The sequence below is a fragment of the Indolivaga macrotermitis genome, assembly GCF_900128985.1.
GTDB lineage: Bacteria > Bacteroidota > Bacteroidia > Bacteroidales > Dysgonomonadaceae > Dysgonomonas_A > Dysgonomonas_A macrotermitis.
Map to the genome: position 1 here is coordinate 63,914 of NZ_FQUC01000009.1, position 17,237 is coordinate 81,150.

Annotated in this window: 19 protein-coding genes; 12 read left to right on the plus strand and 7 right to left on the minus strand. The window is 35.6% G+C overall.

Annotated elements, in window-relative coordinates; translation table 11 throughout:
* The 6 genes from BUC12_RS12460 (at position 1) to radA (ending at position 6,322) form a co-directional block, all read left to right on the plus strand.
* Positions 1-906: a hypothetical protein gene (locus BUC12_RS12460; protein WP_062179800.1), complete on the plus strand. Its 906-nt coding sequence runs from the start codon at positions 1-3 to the stop codon at positions 904-906.
* Between the two features lie 5 nt (positions 907-911).
* The gene (locus BUC12_RS12465; RefSeq protein ID WP_062179802.1) at positions 912-1,790 is read left to right on the plus strand and encodes a glycosyltransferase family 2 protein; all 879 of its coding nucleotides are present in this window, start codon (positions 912-914) and stop codon (positions 1,788-1,790) included.
* Between the two features lie 16 nt (positions 1,791-1,806).
* Positions 1,807-2,625, plus strand: a complete 819-nt coding sequence (locus BUC12_RS12470; RefSeq protein ID WP_062179807.1) for a glycosyltransferase family 2 protein — start codon at positions 1,807-1,809, stop codon at positions 2,623-2,625.
* A gap of 75 nt (positions 2,626-2,700) precedes the next feature.
* Positions 2,701-3,240, plus strand: a complete 540-nt coding sequence (locus BUC12_RS12475; protein WP_062179810.1) for a shikimate kinase — start codon at positions 2,701-2,703, stop codon at positions 3,238-3,240.
* The gene (locus BUC12_RS12480) at positions 3,240-4,937 is read left to right on the plus strand and encodes a T9SS type A sorting domain-containing protein (RefSeq protein WP_062179813.1); all 1,698 of its coding nucleotides are present in this window, start codon (positions 3,240-3,242) and stop codon (positions 4,935-4,937) included. Before BUC12_RS12475 ends, BUC12_RS12480 begins: the two co-directional genes overlap by 1 nt.
* A 20-nt stretch (positions 4,938-4,957) precedes the next feature.
* Positions 4,958-6,322, plus strand: coding sequence for a DNA repair protein RadA (gene radA / locus BUC12_RS12485; protein ID WP_062179816.1), 1,365 nt, complete (start codon positions 4,958-4,960; stop codon positions 6,320-6,322).
* Here the strand turns inward: radA and BUC12_RS12490 are convergent.
* The 4 genes from BUC12_RS12490 to BUC12_RS12505 all read right to left on the minus strand — a co-directional run bounded on the left by BUC12_RS12490 (position 6,311) and on the right by BUC12_RS12505 (position 9,408).
* Positions 6,311-6,991, minus strand: coding sequence for an RluA family pseudouridine synthase (locus BUC12_RS12490; protein WP_062179818.1), 681 nt, complete (start codon positions 6,989-6,991; stop codon positions 6,311-6,313). The genes radA and BUC12_RS12490 overlap by 12 nt on opposite strands.
* Before the next feature lie 128 nt (positions 6,992-7,119).
* On the minus strand, positions 7,120-7,866 hold the full coding sequence (fabG, locus tag BUC12_RS12495; RefSeq protein ID WP_062179821.1) for a 3-oxoacyl-[acyl-carrier-protein] reductase: 747 nt from the start codon (positions 7,864-7,866) through the stop codon (positions 7,120-7,122).
* Positions 7,867-7,899: 33 nt separating this feature from the next.
* Positions 7,900-8,496 (minus strand): TetR/AcrR family transcriptional regulator, encoded by a 597-nt coding sequence (locus BUC12_RS12500; protein WP_062179824.1) that lies wholly within the window; start codon positions 8,494-8,496, stop codon positions 7,900-7,902.
* A 159-nt stretch (positions 8,497-8,655) separates the two neighbouring features.
* The gene (locus tag BUC12_RS12505) at positions 8,656-9,408 is read right to left on the minus strand and encodes a glycoside hydrolase family 25 protein (protein WP_062179826.1); all 753 of its coding nucleotides are present in this window, start codon (positions 9,406-9,408) and stop codon (positions 8,656-8,658) included.
* Positions 9,409-9,692: 284 nt separating this feature from the next.
* Between BUC12_RS12505 and rplU the strand changes: the two genes are divergently transcribed.
* Entirely contained in the window at positions 9,693-10,004 is a 312-nt protein-coding gene (rplU, locus tag BUC12_RS12510; RefSeq protein WP_062179829.1) for a 50S ribosomal protein L21, read from the plus strand.
* A 21-nt stretch (positions 10,005-10,025) separates the two neighbouring features.
* Positions 10,026-10,295, plus strand: coding sequence for a 50S ribosomal protein L27 (rpmA, locus tag BUC12_RS12515; protein WP_062179833.1), 270 nt, complete (start codon positions 10,026-10,028; stop codon positions 10,293-10,295).
* 83 nt (positions 10,296-10,378) lie between these two features.
* Here the strand turns inward: rpmA and BUC12_RS12520 are convergent, their stop codons facing one another.
* The 3 genes from BUC12_RS12520 to BUC12_RS12530 are packed head-to-tail and all read right to left on the minus strand — an operon-like array spanning position 10,379 to position 13,206.
* Positions 10,379-11,119 (minus strand): DUF4276 family protein, encoded by a 741-nt coding sequence (locus BUC12_RS12520; protein WP_062179836.1) that lies wholly within the window; start codon positions 11,117-11,119, stop codon positions 10,379-10,381.
* A gap of 18 nt (positions 11,120-11,137) precedes the next feature.
* Positions 11,138-12,280, minus strand: coding sequence for an AAA family ATPase (locus BUC12_RS12525; RefSeq protein WP_062179838.1), 1,143 nt, complete (start codon positions 12,278-12,280; stop codon positions 11,138-11,140).
* A gap of 26 nt (positions 12,281-12,306) precedes the next feature.
* Complete coding sequence (locus BUC12_RS12530) at positions 12,307-13,206, minus strand: hypothetical protein (RefSeq protein WP_062179842.1); 900 nt, start codon at positions 13,204-13,206, stop codon at positions 12,307-12,309.
* A gap of 306 nt (positions 13,207-13,512) precedes the next feature.
* On the opposite strand from BUC12_RS12530, the gene mdh reads away from it, so the two are divergent.
* The 4 genes from mdh (at position 13,513) to dnaN (ending at position 17,226) form a co-directional block, all read left to right on the plus strand.
* Entirely contained in the window at positions 13,513-14,454 is a 942-nt protein-coding gene (mdh, locus tag BUC12_RS12535; RefSeq protein WP_062179844.1) for a malate dehydrogenase, read from the plus strand.
* A gap of 70 nt (positions 14,455-14,524) precedes the next feature.
* The gene (locus tag BUC12_RS12540; RefSeq protein WP_062179847.1) at positions 14,525-15,262 is read left to right on the plus strand and encodes a hypothetical protein; all 738 of its coding nucleotides are present in this window, start codon (positions 14,525-14,527) and stop codon (positions 15,260-15,262) included.
* 6 nt (positions 15,263-15,268) lie between these two features.
* Positions 15,269-15,985: a hypothetical protein gene (locus BUC12_RS12545; RefSeq protein WP_062179850.1), complete on the plus strand. Its 717-nt coding sequence runs from the start codon at positions 15,269-15,271 to the stop codon at positions 15,983-15,985.
* A 116-nt stretch (positions 15,986-16,101) separates the two neighbouring features.
* Positions 16,102-17,226, plus strand: a complete 1,125-nt coding sequence (dnaN, locus tag BUC12_RS12550; protein WP_062179852.1) for a DNA polymerase III subunit beta — start codon at positions 16,102-16,104, stop codon at positions 17,224-17,226.
* Positions 17,227-17,237: the final 11 nt, after the last annotated feature.

Below are 17,237 nucleotides of genomic sequence, written 5' to 3' on the forward strand. Positions count from 1 at the left end.
ATGACAAATAGCGAAATAAAAGTAGGATATTTAATATCGTACGATTATGAGTACATTAAAAATTCTTTACCACTCATTTATGATGATGTGGAGTATATAGCTATTGCTGTAGATATAAACCGTAGAACATGGATCGGTAAACCATTCGAAATACCTGAAGAGTTTTTCCAATGGCTGAAGGATTTTGATACACAGAAGAAGATTCACCTTTATGAAGATGATTTTTGCGATTTGAATCTCACCTCTATGCAGTGCGAAACTCGTGAGCGCAATATGCTTAGTCAATTTATGGGCGAGGGTGGATGGCATGTGCAAATAGATGCTGATGAATATTTTATCGATTTCAAAAGTTTCAAGGAGTATATTTCCAAACATATGAATTACGATGTGGAACAAGTACTGTTAGCTCCTTTTTATACAATATATAAGGAAGATGATAATGGTTTTTATGTCGTTAAAGAGGCAGAAGAGTATGTACCTGTAGCATTTAATAATCCTAAATTTATAAGAGCCAGATACACTGAATGTAAAAATACACATGTGGTTCCAAGTCCGATCTTACACCAGAGTTGGGCCAAAGATGTGGAGCAGATAAAGAAAAAAATAGAAAATTGGGGGCATAAAGACGATTTTGACACCGAAAAGTATTTTCAATTGTGGAATTTCGTAGATTCGTATACCTATAAGCATTTAAAAAATTTACATCCTTTAGCAGAGAATGGTTGGCGGTCTTTAGAGTATGTTCAAACAACTCAAATTCCTGAGCTTATAGAAATACTAAAGAAAGAAGAAGCCGAAAAAATGTTGGTAGAACAAGAGCAGCAGGAATTAAAACCATCTGATTTTATACCTCCGATACATTACCGAATTAAGCGGTTTCTGAAAAGAAAATTTAGACTCAAATAACGAGAATGGAAAAGTATCCAAAAATATCTATCGTAACTCCGAATTATAATCAGGCGAAATATCTGGAAGAGACAATCCTTTCAGTATTAGGGCAAGGATATCCTAATTTGGAATATATTATTATAGATGGAGGTAGTACTGATGGATCTGTTGATATAATTAAAAAATATTCGGACAGGCTCTCTTATTGGGAAAGTGTTCCGGATAAAGGAATGTATGATGCTATACAAAAAGGATTTGCCCGTTCAACGGGAGATATTATGGCTTGGATCAATTCCGATGATATGTATCAATCTAAATCTTTCTTTACTGTAGCCGAAATTTTTAATTCGTTTAAAGAAGTTACCTGGTTATTGGGATTTCCTTCTGTATACGATGCCCAAAGCCGTATTGTAGAATGTCCTCATACAATGCGTCAATGGTCTAAATATGACGTATATATAGGGCAATACCGGTGGATACAGCAAGAGTCGGTGTTCTGGAGACGGTCTTTATGGGAAAAAGCCGGATCAAAAATAGAATATACATTAAAATATGCCGGGGATTTCGAACTGTGGAATCGTTTTTTTCGCTTCGAAAAATTATATGTAACGACAGCAATTTTGAGTGGATTCAGAATGCGTGATGATCAACAATTGTCAATGTCTCAGAAAGATGCTTATGATAGTGAAATACAATCGGTATTATCAGCAAATAAATATACGGATGAAGAACGAGATATATTGGGACGTTATCGAAAATGCCGTTCCCGTTTTGATTTCTTCTCCCGATTTAAAATACTCAATGCAAAATTGTTATTAGACAAGTTTAAATTAGATAACTTTGGGTATCCGCCGGTAATATCATTTGATCGTAAAACGCAAAGTTTTACAATGAATAAATAAATTTCAGATATTTAGAATGAAACTTTCTATTATTACTATAAATCGAAATGATAAAGAAGGTCTTGAAAAAACAATAGCTAGTGTTATTAACCAGTCTTTTCAGGATTATGAGTTTATTGTCATAGATGGTGCTTCTACTGATGGAAGCTTAGAAGTAATACAAAGTTACTCTTCTCAAATTCATTATAGGTTAAGTGAATCCGATTCGGGCATATACAATGCTATGAATAAGGGAATAACCAAAGCAGAAGGCGATTATCTGTATTTTCTTAATTCAGGTGATGCCTTTGTTTCAGATAAAGTGCTGTTAGAAGTTTTTGATAATGAATTAACAGAAAACTTTGTCTGTGGGAATATCATATGGAATAGAGACGGTATTCTCACTGAAGATAAAAGCTATAAAGGACGCGACTGGCTATTTTCTTTATATGATTTATACTCAGGGTTCTTATCTCATCAGGCATTCTTTATCCGTAAAGAAATGTTTTATAAGTACGGGCTTTATGACGAACGGCTGCGTATTATGTCTGATTGGAAATTATTTTTTGTAGCCATCGGAATCAACCATGAAAAGGTTCAGTATGTTGATGTTACATTAACGATATATGACACAAACGGGTTGAGCAGTACTATAGGGGGAAAGGCGATCTTAGAAGAAAAGCAGATGGTGGCTAAAGAAGAATTATCACCGCAAGTTTATAAAGAATTAGATCGGTTATACTTTTTGAGCCGTCATGGTTTTTGGGTGGACTTTGTTGTATCTAAAAAATGGATAAATTTCATATCAAAAGTATTCCTGAAGATATGTACCACATTGCGTTTAGTGAAATTATAGTATAATAAATGAGAATTTATTATAATTAAAGGCTCACTTAGCCTATATTTAGTTATTTTTGCAAGAAACGCTTTAATGAAACGTATTTTTTTAATAGGGTATATGGGGGTTGGCAAAACAACCGCCGGAAGAGAATTGGCTAGAGTAATGAATCTTGAATTTATTGACTTAGACCATTTTATCCAAAACCGATATAGTAAGACTATTTCTCAAATGTTTGAGGATGAAGGTGAAGAGAAATTCAGAGAAATAGAGAATAAAATATTAAAAGAGGTCGCTCAATTTGAGGATGTTGTAATTTCGACAGGAGGCGGTGCCCCTTGTTTTTTTGATAATATAGATGTTATGAATACATCAGGAATTACAATATACCTAAAAGCCAGTCCCGAATTGTTATCTGCTAGGTTGAATACTTGTAAAGAAAAACGGCCTTTGATAAAAGATAAGAATGAAGAGGAGTTATTAGCATTTGTTGCTTATAATCTGGAGAAAAGAGAACCTTTTTATAGTCAGGCACAAATAACTTTCGAAACGGAAGAATTAGTCAATAAAGAAGAAGTAGAAACGTATGTTTTAGGTCTGCTTCGTACAATAGAAAATCTACAACAAAACTAATGGGTATTTTATCTATGGATAGGCAATTGAAATATTATATCTTAACAGTATTGCTAATAATAAGTGCTGCTGTTAAATCACAAATAAGTGAGGGTGGAACCCCTCCTAGTTTTCAATATACTACTTCATTGAGGGCTGCAGTTGCTCCATATGAAGTCTCTGTCAATATAGATAAAAAGAGACTGATGTGGGAAGATAGTATTGCTGCTATGAATCATGGAGCAATTCGTGTAGCCGAAACTTTTCCCGTAAATCTAAATATTGATAGTACCGGAGTTTGGTCAGTATTACCTGATTCTCAAAAAATATGGCGACAAACAGTTACTGCTCCCGATGCTGATGGCTTGATCATCAGTTATAAAGAATTCTACATACCCGAAGGGGGAAAGTTATACATATATAATAGTGACAAATCTCAAATATTGGGAGCATACACAAATCAGACTAACCGTGCAGGTGGAGGATTTGCCAATGAAATAGTACGAGGAGATACTTTTACTTTGGAATATGTAGCATCCGATATTTCGGACGAAAAGCCACGGATCGAATTACTTGATGTAGGTTATGTTTATAATAGAGCGGCTTTATATGCTGCTAGTGACAATGTACTGGTATATGGCGATGCCAGTAATAATTGTATTCAAAACATAAACTGTTTTCCTGCGAGTAATCCATGGAGAGATCAGAAGAGGGGAGTTGTTATTGTTATTAGTAAGCGTAATAGTCGTTGGTGGGCTTGTACTGGTAGTTTGATAAATAATACAAGGCAAGACGGAACCCCTTATGTACTAACAGCGGCTCACTGTTTCAGTAATGATCATGGCGTTACATATGCAGGATTCGAATCTATAATCTATTACTTTAATTATGAGGAGTGGGGATGTACAACCGGAACTAAACAACCGGATATAACCCAGACAGTTGTAGGGTCTACACTAAAGTCTTTCATCCCTTTAAAGCAAGGAGGTGATGGTGCTTTATTGCTATTATCCTCTTCTGTTCCTGCATCATACAAGGCATACTTTAACGGATGGGATAATAGTTCTGCAATAGCACAGAGTGGAGCAGTTATTCATCAGCCTTTAGCTGATATAAAAAAATTGACATTATATGATACACCTTTGGCTACTGCTACATTAACAGCAGAAGGTGTGACGGCTGCTACTTTAGCTCACCTAAGAGTGGTATATGATGGAAATGGAGTCACTAATTCAGGATCATCAGGAGCTCCTTTATTTAATGAAAATGGCTTAATAATTGGAATTCTTTCAGCGGGATCCAGTACATGCTCTTCCCCATTCGGCCCGGATTATTATGGTAGGCTAAATTATCTATGGGATAAGTACTCAGATAGTTCTTTACATTTTAAACAATATTTAGACCCTGATAATACAGGAGTAACATCTTTAGTTGGGTATGATCCTAATGGTATTGTTGCAGGAACTGATGATATTATAGATAGTTCAGTAGATTATACTTTATTCCCTAATCCGGCTGCAAACGAGATAAATATAAATTCCAAATCGATAATAAGAACAGTGGAAATATTTGATATTGCAGGTCGTTTGTTATTTAGCAAGAAGGGTTATAGTTCATCGACTTTGTCAGTTAATATCAGTGATTGGAGCCGTGGGGTTTACACTGTTGTTATTCAGAGTGGAAATGGTAAACAGACGGACAAATTTATTAAGAATTAAGTTTTCGGAGACAAATAATTATGGCTAAAACTAAATCGGTGTATGTATGTAGCAATTGTGGAAACGATTCACCTAAATGGTTAGGAAAATGTCCTATCTGCGGAGAATGGAATACATATGTAGAAGAGGTTATTGCTAAAGATTCGGAAAAGAAACGGGTTGGGGTGTTTCTCGATACACCAAAAGCCAAACCAATATTATTAAAAGATGTACTGACTGGTGAAGAACCTCGTCTCGATATTCAAGATGGGGAGTTAAACAGGGTTTTAGGGGGCGGTTTGGTTCCCGGATCATTGATCCTTTTGGGTGGAGAACCCGGTATCGGGAAATCAACATTAATTCTGCAAACAGTACTTTCTCTTTCTTCATTAAAAACTTTATATATATCAGGAGAAGAGAGCGCCCGCCAATTAAAACTACGTGCTGACAGGATAAATCCTTCGAGCCAAAATTGTTACATTGTCTGCGAAACTAATCTGGAGCAAATATTCGTTCATATACAGAATACTAAACCCGATTTTGTGGTGATAGACTCTATTCAAACGATATTTACCGATGTTGTAGAGTCTTCCCCCGGTAGTGTGTCTCAAGTACGGGAATGTTCTGCGGCAATTCTTAAGTTTGCGAAAGAGACAGGTACGCCTGTTATCTTGATAGGACATATTAATAAAGAGGGTAGTATTGCAGGCCCTAAAGTATTGGAGCATATTGTGGATACAGTACTTCAATTCGAGGGAGATCAGCATTATATGTATCGGATTCTTCGTAGTATAAAGAACCGCTTTGGTAGTACAGCCGAATTAGGTATATATGAAATGCGTCAAAATGGGTTGCGTGAAGTGAGCAATCCTTCAGAATTGTTATTAACACAAAATCACGAAGGGCTGAGTGGTGTGTCTATTGCAGCAGCTATAGAGGGTGTAAGGCCTTTTCTGATAGAAACGCAAGCATTGGTAAGTACGGCAGCATACGGAACACCTCAAAGATCTGCAACTGGATTCGATATACGGCGAATGAATATGCTATTGGCTGTTTTAGAGAAACGGGCAGGGTTTAAGCTTATTCAAAAAGATGTATTCCTGAATATTGCCGGAGGATTGAAAGTGAATGATCCGGCTATTGATATGGCGGTTATTAGTGCTGTATTATCATCCAGTCTTGATATTTCTATCGAAAGACATGTTTGTATGGCCGGTGAAGTTGGTCTTTCAGGCGAAATCCGACCTGTAAACAGGATTGAACAACGGATATTAGAGGCTGAAAAATTAGGATTTACTAAAATTCTGATACCTCATAATAATCTAAAAGGCTTTACAACGAAAGTTGGTATAGAAATAATAAGTGTACGGAAAGTAGATGAGGCATTCCGTCAATTATTCGGATAATTGTTTTTCGAATGCTTTCCATAGATTATCATCGGGAACAGGAGCTGTTACTTCAATTAATTTATCTGATACAGGATGTATAAAGCTGATACTCCGTGCATGCAAACTTATTCCGCCGTCAGGGTTAGAACGATCAGCTCCATACTTTAAATCACCTTTGATAACACAGCCCATCTTAGCCAGCTGGCATCTGATCTGATGATGGCGACCGGTTTCCAAGTCGATTTCCAGAAGATTGTATTTATCTGATCGAGCTATTAGTTTATAATGTAAGATTGCCTTTTTAGAATTGGGCTTTTCTGTTTCATATCCATACGATTTATTTTGCTTTTCATTTCTTACCAAATAATGGATCAATGTTCCGACAGGCTCTTTTGGTTCATTCTTAGATATAGCCCAGTATGTTTTCTTTATATCTTTTTCTTGGAACATCTTATTTAGGCGCGGTAAGACTTTACTTGTTTTAGCAAATACAACGATTCCGCTTACCGGTCGGTCTAGTCTGTGAGTTACCCCGCAAAATACATTCCCCGGTTTATTGTACTTTTCCTTTAACCATTCTTTTACTATTTCAGATAGAGGTTTATCCCCTGTCTTATCTCCTTGTACAATTTCAGAAGTGGTCTTATTTACTATTATGATATGATTGTCTTCGTATAGTACGGTCATTTTCGTTTTGCTATAAAAAATAAAGACACAAAGATATATAATCTTCATGTCTTTATCATATGCTTAAAAATAAAAACCGTATGGTTTCTATTTGTCTTTAATACAAAAAACAAGCAAGTCAGAGGTTTTTACATGTTCATACCACCACAAACAGGGATAGCCTGTCCGCTTACATATGAAGATAGGTCAGAGCCTAAGAAGACTGCAACATTTGCAACATCTTCCGGTGTACCTCCACGACGGAGAGGAATTTGCTCAGCCCATTTTGCTTTTACTTCGTCAGACAAAGCTCCTGTCATTTCTGTAATGATAAATCCGGGACAGATTGCATTTGCACGAATACCTCTTGATCCTAATTCTTTCGCAATTGATTTAGCTAAACCAATCATACCCGCTTTAGATGCAGAGTAATTTGTTTGTCCGGCATTACCTGAAAGACCTACTACCGAGCTCATGTTAATGATACTTCCGGCTTTTTGTTTCATCATTACAGGAGTAAGGGCATGAATAAAGTTAAATGCTGATTTTAAATTCACATTGATAACCATATCCCATTGTTGCTCACTCATACGCATCATAAGCCCATCGCGTGTGATTCCTGCATTATTAACAAGAATATCAACACGTCCAAAGTCTTTTACTATTTGGTCTACAACTTTATGTGTATCTTCAAAATCTGCTGCATTAGAGGCATAAGCTTTCGCTTTTACACCCAAAGCGGCAATTTCTTTTTCGGTTTGTTTAGCGTTGTCGTCAACAGCTAAGTCTGTGAATGCAATGTTTGCTCCTTCCTGAGCGTATTTTAATGCGATAGCTTTTCCTATACCTCTGGCAGCACCTGTAATAATGGCTGTCTTGCCTTCCAATAATTTCATAATAAGTTATTAAGTGAATTAATTAATTTATTGTTAATCTGATTTTTTCTTTTTGATTCCCTGAAAGATTAAGTGGGATATATTTAAATACCTGCGTTTATTATCCGAGTCAATAGGATTTATAAGTCCCCGTATATATGGAACTTCGAGGCCTCTGAGAGCATTATGAAGGATTTCGGCAGTAAAGTCTACATCCGGCATACTCAATGAGCCTTCATCTACTCCTTTTTGTAATATTTGTTTCAGAATTTCTGTTTCTTTTCGGTCAAAAGTTTTACGGACATTCTGTACTCTCCAAATGTCTCTGAAAAAGTCTGCTCGAAGATTACCGTTCCGGGCAACAACCTTTTTTACGGCATCCAGCCGGGTATAAAAGAACAGCATTAGCTTTTCGTCAGCCGGTAAATCTTTTGCGGCTACATCTTGCAGTGCTTTAACCATATTATCGAGCTCTGTTTCGACTACGGCTTTGTATACTTCATTCTTGTTATTGAAATAAGTGTAGAGCGTACGCCGTCCTTTGTGTGATGCAACGGCTATATCATTCATGGTTGTATTTTCGACTCCCAACTTAGCAAATAACTGCCGGGCGACGTCAATAAGCATATTTCTGGTTTTTGTAATTGCCATAAATAATGAAACTGCACAATGATTGATATTGTGTGCAAAAATAATAGAAATTATTTAAGAGTCTGTTTAAATATTTGCGAAACTTTCATAACAGGCTCTGATAAATGCTTCTTAATGACTTTTTGATACTTTTATGAGAGTATTTTCTTCTCTTTTGGTTTAATCAACTGAATCCTCATGAATCCTTTCTTTCCGTAGCCTTTCAAGATCAGTATGTGTTCCATTGAATACATTTATATCGACAAATGTATCTATACCTTCCAATCTTCCTCTGTTCGCATATTGCCAAAATGCCCACTCTCTTCCTTCTTCAAGTTCCGGATTTTTATAGATATCCCTTATCCATATTGGGTTTGTTGTTAATTCATTCTTTAAATATAAATCATAAAATTCTTGAGTAGCATATATAATGGCTTTTTTCTTATAGTGTTTTTCAATAATCGAAATGAATTCAACAATTTCATTAAATAAATCGGGCATTCTATTTTCTTCTTTACAGTTTCCTCCAAACTCTAAATCGACAACAGGAGGTAAGGCCAAACTATCCAAAGGTACCACTTCTATATAATTGGCGGCTTGCTCCGATCCTTTACTACAAAAAGAAAAGAAATGGTAGGCTCCGACTAGTAATCTTCTCTTTTTTGCGTTATTCCAATTGTCTTCAAATTTACTATCCCTATGCGTTGCTCCTTCTGTTGCTTTAATAAATACAAACTGTACATATTTACTTTCTTTCTCAAATAATGTATCCCAATTTATTGTCTTTTGGTGATGAGATATGTCAATTCCATGTATGGGATATTTGTCAAAAGATGGGTAATTAAACCGTAAATATCCTGATTCTAATAGTTTATATAGAGTGACAACAGCAATGAGTATTACTGCAAATAAAACAATATATTTTCTTGGCATATTGAGAGGTTGATTAAATTTAATTGGTAAAAGTAATATAAGAAGTGTTTAAGTAAAAAGAATTATGTGCATGGTAAATTAAATAGAAATTCAGTAGCAATGTACAGAAAAAATTCTATTAATTATCGGATACTCTTCTAAAATAAGGTGAAAAATGCAAGGCTAAATATTGTGTATTTGATTGATTTTTTATATTTTTGTGCCCTGATTGCTAATAGGCTAACAAGTAATCGCACTAAAGTGATTCGCCTCAGGCACATAACTTGTAAAAATTTATATTGCAAATGTACGCAATTGTAGAAATTCAAGGTCAACAATTTAAAGTTGAAAAAGGTCAAAAATTGTTTGTTCATCATGTAGGTACAGATAATGGTTCTGACTTCGAAGTAGAAAAAGTATTATTAGTTGACAACAGTGGTTCTGTAACTGTTGGTGCTCCTTATGTAAGCGGTGCAAAAGTTGTTCTTACAGTTGGTGACAACGTAAAGGGTGACAAAGTATTGGTTTTCCACAAGAAAAGAAGAAAAGGACACCGTAAATTGAACGGTCACCGTCAACAATTTACAGAAGTTACAGTTAAAGATATTATTGCTTAATCAGTTAAAATTTAGAAGAAAATGGCACACAAGAAAGGTGTAGGTAGCTCGAAGAACGGCCGTGAATCGGAAAGTAAACGATTAGGCGTTAAAACATTTGGTGGTGAAATTGTGAAAGCAGGTAACATCATCGTTCGTCAAAGAGGAACAACTCATCATCCCGGAGAAAATGTAGGTATCGGTAAAGACCATACTCTATATGCTTTAGTTGATGGTGTAGTAGTTTTTCGTAGAAGAAAGAATGAAAGATCTTTTGTTTCTGTTCTTCCTAAAACAGAAGCAGAGGCTTAAATAAAGGTCTTGTAAATTATAAAAAGACAGCTTGAATTTTCAGGCTGTCTTTTTTGTTTTATTAAAAAGAAGGAGAGAAAGTTTCAGATATTTGTTGTTGGCTGATGTACCAGCTTTGCCTTCTTAACAGATTCTATAGTTGTAATCAAAGTATTGAGAGCCGGAATCTTCGGGCGAAGATCACGTCTGATCTTGTTGAAATCTAATCTGCTGACAAGTTTTTCGACTTGCCAGTGTTTCTTGGTATATGATTTTCCGACTAGTTTGTAAATCCTGTTTAGATCTTCAGAAGGATGTTCTCTCGATACAGGATCTATATTGTATGGGTCGAACCCTAAGTGCCGTTCGATAAAACGGCCTGTAAGGCGTTTATCTATTTTCATGAAGTGGCTGGTTTCTGCTAAAAACCAGGTTTCTACTTCACGGACAGCAATAACAATGTCAAAAGGATTGTTAAGTTCTCTTAGTGAATATGGCAGGAATTTCAACCCTTTTTCGAGTCTGGGAAGTTCATCAATAGGTAATGGATATAAATCGCGGAGTCCAACAATACAATTATACCCACTCTCGCGAAGGCTTTTTATATTATCTAATATTTCGGATTTTACGCGGTTGTCAGAACCACAATCATAAATGAGGGCTGTAAACGTCGGTTTACGCGAAATGCTGTAACTGCGTACAAATTCCCGTTTAGGAGCATTGGTCCCTCCCGATATTTTTTTTTGTATAACTGTTACGTTGCTACTGCCAATAATCTCTTTAACAAGCCTATTGACAAAAATTTGTTCCGTTTGCCCTTCGACAAAGAATGCGATTTTCTTCATGTGGTTGACTCGTACCGTTTATTCTTCTTCCTGATTCTCAAATCCATGCAAATAGAAGTCAGTTGCAAGAAAATCGAAATTATTTAAACCGGTATATTTAAAATCATCAAAGATATCTTTTGAATTATTATAATTATAGAAGTGTGAACACTTAGGCAAACGTTCGATTACCGTCCAGTATTTCAACGGTATTTTATTCATAATATACCTGTCGTTGGTAGTGATAAAAATCTGAATATATGAGTTGTTTATTTTATGTATAAGTATATTTATCAACGACTTTGAACGGGCAAAATCCAAACCTTCGCCTAAATCGTCAATCAAGAGGCATACCGATATCTTGCTTTTTATAGCGAAATTCAGCTGTATGATAAAAGACAATGCCCTGAACATTCCCTGAGACATATCCAGTTGAAGGGTAGGGGTTGGCAGCTCTTCTTCCTGAACGGATATGCCAAGGCCTTTTCTATTCCGAAACAGATCTACATCGCTGATTGGATATCCGATCTGGTTCATATCATCAATAATAGCATGTATAAAGTCGGAACCGAAATCTTGTTTACCTTTAGAAAATATAGATATGATATTATCCGGATCCAATCCTTTTGCTAACAGAAGGTTATCCAGCTCATTGTCCGATACAAGCAATGTGTTTTTTTCGAACTGGTTTGTAAATGTATAATGCCGTAAAGCATTGCTCCACTCGTAGATTTCAGCTATGTATGGATAGTCTTCGGTTTGTTTATGAAGTGATGTGATAATCTCGGTCTCTGGAATAGTAAGAGGTTGCACACTTTGAGTTTTTTCTGAAAAGATAGTTTTATTTTCCCTATTTATTTTTTCAACCCCATCTACTTTGAGTACTTCACTTACTATGGTATAATCTTCAATAGAAATGTCATATTCATATCTTACGGAATCTTCCCTAAGGGTTATCTGATACTTAATATCAGGATATTTCAGATCTGATACTTGCTTCCTCGTAGATAGTAAACGTGCGATATCACAAATTACTGAAAGAGTACGGCTTTTCCCAACAGCATTTTTTCCGACAAATAAATTAATATTATCGAAATTAGTAGGATTTCCATCTTTGTCTTCTATACCCCATTCATAGGGTTTACCTTTATACCGTACGTATTTTAAGCTTTCAATAATCATGTTTTTTTCTTTTTAGATCCCGATGGTTATTTTTCTAATGTAAATGATCTGGACCCGATGCGGCTTCCATCTGCGAAGATATCTACACGATAAGTCCCCGGCATAAGGAATTCTTCTACTTTCCAATAAAGAGTTACAGGAACTTCTTCTCCTCCATATTCGATAACCCGCTGCATGGAGTATTGGATATTACCGTTTTCGTAAGGGAATGTATTTGCCCGATTTTTGACTAAGACATCATCATCGGGTTTCATAATCCGTACATAAATAGTTCTTTCTCCGGGTTCGGCAGTTATATTTTTGGTTATGGTGAATGAAACAACGAGTTGTTCTACTTTCTTGATATTCTTTTGTACTTTACCTTTCGCATTGGTTGCCTGTACACTGATGCCGGTAGCGTCCAATTTAGCTGCACGGGTTACTTTTTCATTCAGATTTGCCTTTTCTTGCGATACCTGATTCAGTGTCCGGGTAGTTTCCTGATATTTATTGGTAATCTCTTCTTTTTCTTTTGTTAATTTTTCATTAGCTCTATTTAAAGAATCGATCTGGGCAATATAAGATTTCAGAATTTTCCTCAAACTTGTCAGCTCGTTTGTCAATCGGTTTATTTCGGCTTTATCTGTTGCTTTTACAGTCCTTAATTCTTCACGTAGCCTCTGTACTTTTGCTTGCTCGTTGCTCAATTGTTGTAACAATGAGTCATTTTTTATTGAAATCTTGAATCCTTCGTATTGGGTATCTATACTCTCATATTCGTCTTCCAACTGTTGCTTTGATATCTCATTAACTTGTTGCATCTCTTCCAGTTGTGTGTTTTTGGAAAAAATGAAGTATACGGCAACTCCTATGCCGACAAGCAATCCGACAATAATTGCTATTAATACTTGTGTATTTCTGGAAGATGTTTTCTTGTTTTGTTCCATAATTTGTATTTCAACTGGTCAGTCTTAATTTGGGTTTATATTTACCGCAAGTTATATAGTACTAATCTTTATTATAATGCAAATATATCATGTTTTCCAGAGAAAATATCTATAACAAAGGTACTTTCAATATTTTTAATAAAAAGTCAAAAATTAAATGACTAAATTGTTCTTATATTACAAATAACAAGCTAATTTTGTTTCTCTATAGGGTTATAAACCTTGTTTATGATGAAAAAATGAGGTTCCCTACTCTAAAAATGAACATAATAATACTTTTATATAAACTATAAACAAAGAATAACGATGTCTAAAGTAACAGTAGTAGGTGCCGGTAATGTAGGTGCAACATGTGCAAATGTTTTAGCATTTAATAAAATTGCGGACGAAGTTGTAATGCTTGATGTAAAAGAAGGTGTTGCAGAAGGAAAAGCAATGGATATGAATCAAACAGCTCAACTGCTTGAATTCAGTACAAAAATCAATGGCGTAACTAATGATTATGCTGCAACTGTTAACTCAGATGTAGTGGTTATTACATCAGGTATTCCTCGTAAACCCGGAATGACTCGTGAAGAGTTGATCGGAGTGAATGCCGGTATTGTTAAGAGTGTTGCAGAGAACATCCTTAAATATTCACCTAATGCTGTTTTGGTAATAATATCTAATCCAATGGATACGATGACTTATCTGGCTTCTAAAGTAACAGGCTTACCAAAACATAAGGTTGTTGGTATGGGAGGAGCATTAGATAGCTCTCGTTTCAAATACTATTTGAGTCAGGCTTTAGGGGTAAACCCAACAGAAGTAGAAGGTATGGTTATCGGAGGGCATGGTGATACAACTATGATTCCTGTAACCCGTTTGGCTACTTACAAAGGTATTCCTGTTTCGGACTTGTTGTCAAAAGATGTTTTAGATAAGGTTGTTGCCGATACAATGGTAGGTGGAGCAACACTTACCGGTTTACTGGGAACTTCTGCATGGTATGCACCAGGGGCAGCCGGAGCAGCTGTTGTTGATGCTATCTTACATGACCAAAAGAAAGTAATACCTTGTTGTGTCGCTTTAGAAGGCGAATACGGGCAAAACGATATCTGTATTGGTGTGCCTGTAGTATTAGGTAAAAACGGATGGGAAAAAGTTATCGACCTGAAATTGACTGCAGAAGAAAAAGAAAAATTTGAAGCTTCGGCTGCAGCTGTCCGTAAAACTAATAATGTTCTGAAGGAAATTAACGCAATTTGATATAACTGTAAAATGATAAATAAAAAGGAAATCCCGATGAGGTTTCCTTTTTTTATTTATTTTTGCTTTTATGATAAAAACAACATTAAAGTATATAGATCTGTTCCGTTCTTTATTCTTCTTAGTTTTATTAGCCTTTATTTTGGCCGGATGTCAGAACACCAAAGACCAGGTGAAAGAGATAGATTCGGAGTTAACAACACTGTATGATAAAGGTTGTAATTTTGATACTGATTCAATAAACTTTATTAAGCAATTTGAACGTGATTTGCGGGAACCGGTTACATTCCATTATAATCTGGATAGTTTAAGCACACGTATATCCATAAAATCATATGATGATATTAAACTTTATACAATGACAGTCGAAAAATGTATAATGTTAGGAGAAGGGGTATGGACTGGTAATGATGAAGAATTAATGTATATTCAATTTCAGGGAGAAGATAAGAATGTATATTTACGGAAATTGGAAAATTGGGGTGAAATAGTTGAAATTCACAAGATAATGGTTCTTAAGGAATACTATTATGTTATAGTTTCATTTTTTATGAATGAAGAAACCAACGAAAGAGGAGGCGGTGTGATCAGGGTACTAAAAAAAGTAGACAACAAACTGTTGAGAACCAATACGCTCTTTCCCTTTGATAATATGTTTGAGGATGGTCGCAACTTACGGATGGATAATTTTCATTTTGATACAGAAACAAATACCGTATCGTATGATGAATATGGTTATACGCCGGGGGTAGACGACACTCTAAGGGTAATAGGGCGTGATAAATGGGAATTGAAATACTATAGATAAGCAGACATGAGAGTAAAAGATCTTTTACTTGTTTTTATTTCAGGGGTTTTTCTCCCTGTTTTTGCGCAAAGCGGCAAGGTTGAACAAACAGATGTACTAGAGGCTGTCTGGAACGAAAAATATGTGGTATATGAGATTCCGGATGATGCTCTATCCGGCAACTATAGTTCTCTGTTATATCCATATATTCTGAGAGAAAACGAACAGGATACTACCTTTTTTTCTGCTGAAATCTACTGGAATAGTGTTGCTATAGATGGTCGTTATATTTTAGAAATAACACCTTTACAAGTTTTACTGTATAGTTCGCATGATAATTCTAATCCTAATTATTTGTATTGGATGGCAAATCTTCAGGAGAATGAATATCGTAAAATTATAAGTCATTTCCGGATATTAGTGATTCATGAATCTGAGGTGATGCTGGAGCCGTATTCGGGGAGGCTATGTTTTATATATGATTGGTTATTTACAGATCCGGCATTGTTGAGTTCCGGAAATATAAAGAGTATAACCAATAACACTAAATACGAAAAAATGTATGATCAGATAACTAAAGATCATCTGTATATTAACTTTTTTGTGTTGCTGAACGAAATTAATTCATGCCTTGATAATCGTCATATTTCTGTTCCGGAGAAAGAAATTTTCTTTTCTACCCAGATATTGCGAATGATAAACAATACGGATGAATTAGCAGCGCCTTCAACTGTCGCAGAATAGTGGGTTGGTTCTATTTGTAGTTAAAGAAAAATATCGTTACATTTGCTTTGATAAAGATCAAAGAAAAAATACTCGATCTGTTTATTTTATATCGGTAACTTAATAAAACTAAATATATGAGATTTGTTGTATCCAGTACTGCTTTACTGAGTCATTTGCAGTCAATAAGCAAAGTAATCAATTCAAAAAACACATTGCCTATTCTAGATTGTTTCTTATTAGAACTAAGCGATTCGAAATTGACGCTTACTGCAGCTGATACAGAGACACGTCTTGTTACATCATTAGAGGTCGGTGAAGTTCAAGGTTCCGGAAAGCTGGCTATCAATGCACGGAATTTATTAGATCCATTGAAAGAATTGCCGGATCAACCATTGACGTTCGAAATAAACGACGATAATCTCGAAATATTTATTTATTTCCATAACGGGAAATATAATTTTATAGGACAGAGTGGCGAAGAATATCCACAACCAAAAGAGTTGAAGGAAAATGCTATTAGTCTGACTATAGATCCTCAATTACTATGTACAGCTATCAACCGTACACTGTTCGCGAGTGCTGATGATGAATTGAGACCTGTGATGAATGGTATCTATTTTGATATTACGACAGAGGATTTGACGTTTGTTGCGTCTGACGGACATAAGTTGGTTCGTAGTAAAACATTATCGGTAAAAGGTTCTGAAAGAGCATCCTTTATTTTACCGAAAAAACCGGCAAACTTATTGAAAAGCCTTCTGCCTAAAGAATCGGAAGAAGTATCGATTAAATTTGATGAAAATAATGCATATATAACCATGTCGAGTTATACAATGACATGTCGTTTTATAGAAGGACGCTATCCGAACTACAACTCTGTAATACCTCAGAATAACCCCAATAAAGTAGTGATAGACCGGTTGTCTTTTCTTAATGCGTTGAAACGTGTATCCGTCTTCTCTAATCCAGCAAGTAGCTTGGTTAGGTTGCAATTGTCCGATAATCAAATGTTAGTTTCGGCTCAGGATATAGATTTTTCAACAGCAGCAGAAGAAACAATTCCTTGCCAGTATGATGGAACTGCTATGAATATAGGTTTCAAATCTAACTTTTTGATCGAAATCCTGAATAATATTCCGGCAGCGGAAGTATCAGTTGAACTTTCTGATCCATCGAGAGCCGGATTGATTTTCCCTATCGAAAAAGACGAAGCCGAAGATTTATTGATGTTGCTTATGCCAATGATGCTTAACGACTAATAAATATAGAA

Excerpts from the sequence above, each read along its gene's own strand:
- BUC12_RS12540 (WP_062179847.1), top strand. The coding sequence starts at position 14,525 with ATGATAAAAACAACATTAAAGTATATAGATCTGTTCCGTTCTTTATTC.
- BUC12_RS12490 (WP_062179818.1), bottom strand. The coding sequence starts at position 6,991 with ATGACCGTACTATACGAAGACAATCATATCATAATAGTAAATAAGACC.
- BUC12_RS12505 (WP_062179826.1), bottom strand. The coding sequence starts at position 9,408 with ATGCCAAGAAAATATATTGTTTTATTTGCAGTAATACTCATTGCTGTT.
- fabG (WP_062179821.1), bottom strand. The coding sequence starts at position 7,866 with ATGAAATTATTGGAAGGCAAGACAGCCATTATTACAGGTGCTGCCAGA.
- BUC12_RS12465 (WP_062179802.1), top strand. The coding sequence starts at position 912 with ATGGAAAAGTATCCAAAAATATCTATCGTAACTCCGAATTATAATCAG.
- BUC12_RS12480 (WP_062179813.1), top strand. The coding sequence starts at position 3,240 with ATGGGTATTTTATCTATGGATAGGCAATTGAAATATTATATCTTAACA.
- rplU (WP_062179829.1), top strand. The coding sequence starts at position 9,693 with ATGTACGCAATTGTAGAAATTCAAGGTCAACAATTTAAAGTTGAAAAA.
- BUC12_RS12470 (WP_062179807.1), top strand. The coding sequence starts at position 1,807 with ATGAAACTTTCTATTATTACTATAAATCGAAATGATAAAGAAGGTCTT.
- dnaN (WP_062179852.1), top strand. The coding sequence starts at position 16,102 with ATGAGATTTGTTGTATCCAGTACTGCTTTACTGAGTCATTTGCAGTCA.
- BUC12_RS12525 (WP_062179838.1), bottom strand. The coding sequence starts at position 12,280 with ATGATTATTGAAAGCTTAAAATACGTACGGTATAAAGGTAAACCCTAT.
- BUC12_RS12475 (WP_062179810.1), top strand. The coding sequence starts at position 2,701 with ATGAAACGTATTTTTTTAATAGGGTATATGGGGGTTGGCAAAACAACC.
- BUC12_RS12545 (WP_062179850.1), top strand. The coding sequence starts at position 15,269 with ATGAGAGTAAAAGATCTTTTACTTGTTTTTATTTCAGGGGTTTTTCTC.
- BUC12_RS12520 (WP_062179836.1), bottom strand. The coding sequence starts at position 11,119 with ATGAAGAAAATCGCATTCTTTGTCGAAGGGCAAACGGAACAAATTTTT.
- rpmA (WP_062179833.1), top strand. The coding sequence starts at position 10,026 with ATGGCACACAAGAAAGGTGTAGGTAGCTCGAAGAACGGCCGTGAATCG.
- BUC12_RS12500 (WP_062179824.1), bottom strand. The coding sequence starts at position 8,496 with ATGGCAATTACAAAAACCAGAAATATGCTTATTGACGTCGCCCGGCAG.
- BUC12_RS12530 (WP_062179842.1), bottom strand. The coding sequence starts at position 13,206 with ATGGAACAAAACAAGAAAACATCTTCCAGAAATACACAAGTATTAATA.
- radA (WP_062179816.1), top strand. The coding sequence starts at position 4,958 with ATGGCTAAAACTAAATCGGTGTATGTATGTAGCAATTGTGGAAACGAT.
- mdh (WP_062179844.1), top strand. The coding sequence starts at position 13,513 with ATGTCTAAAGTAACAGTAGTAGGTGCCGGTAATGTAGGTGCAACATGT.
- BUC12_RS12460 (WP_062179800.1), top strand. The coding sequence starts at position 1 with ATGACAAATAGCGAAATAAAAGTAGGATATTTAATATCGTACGATTAT.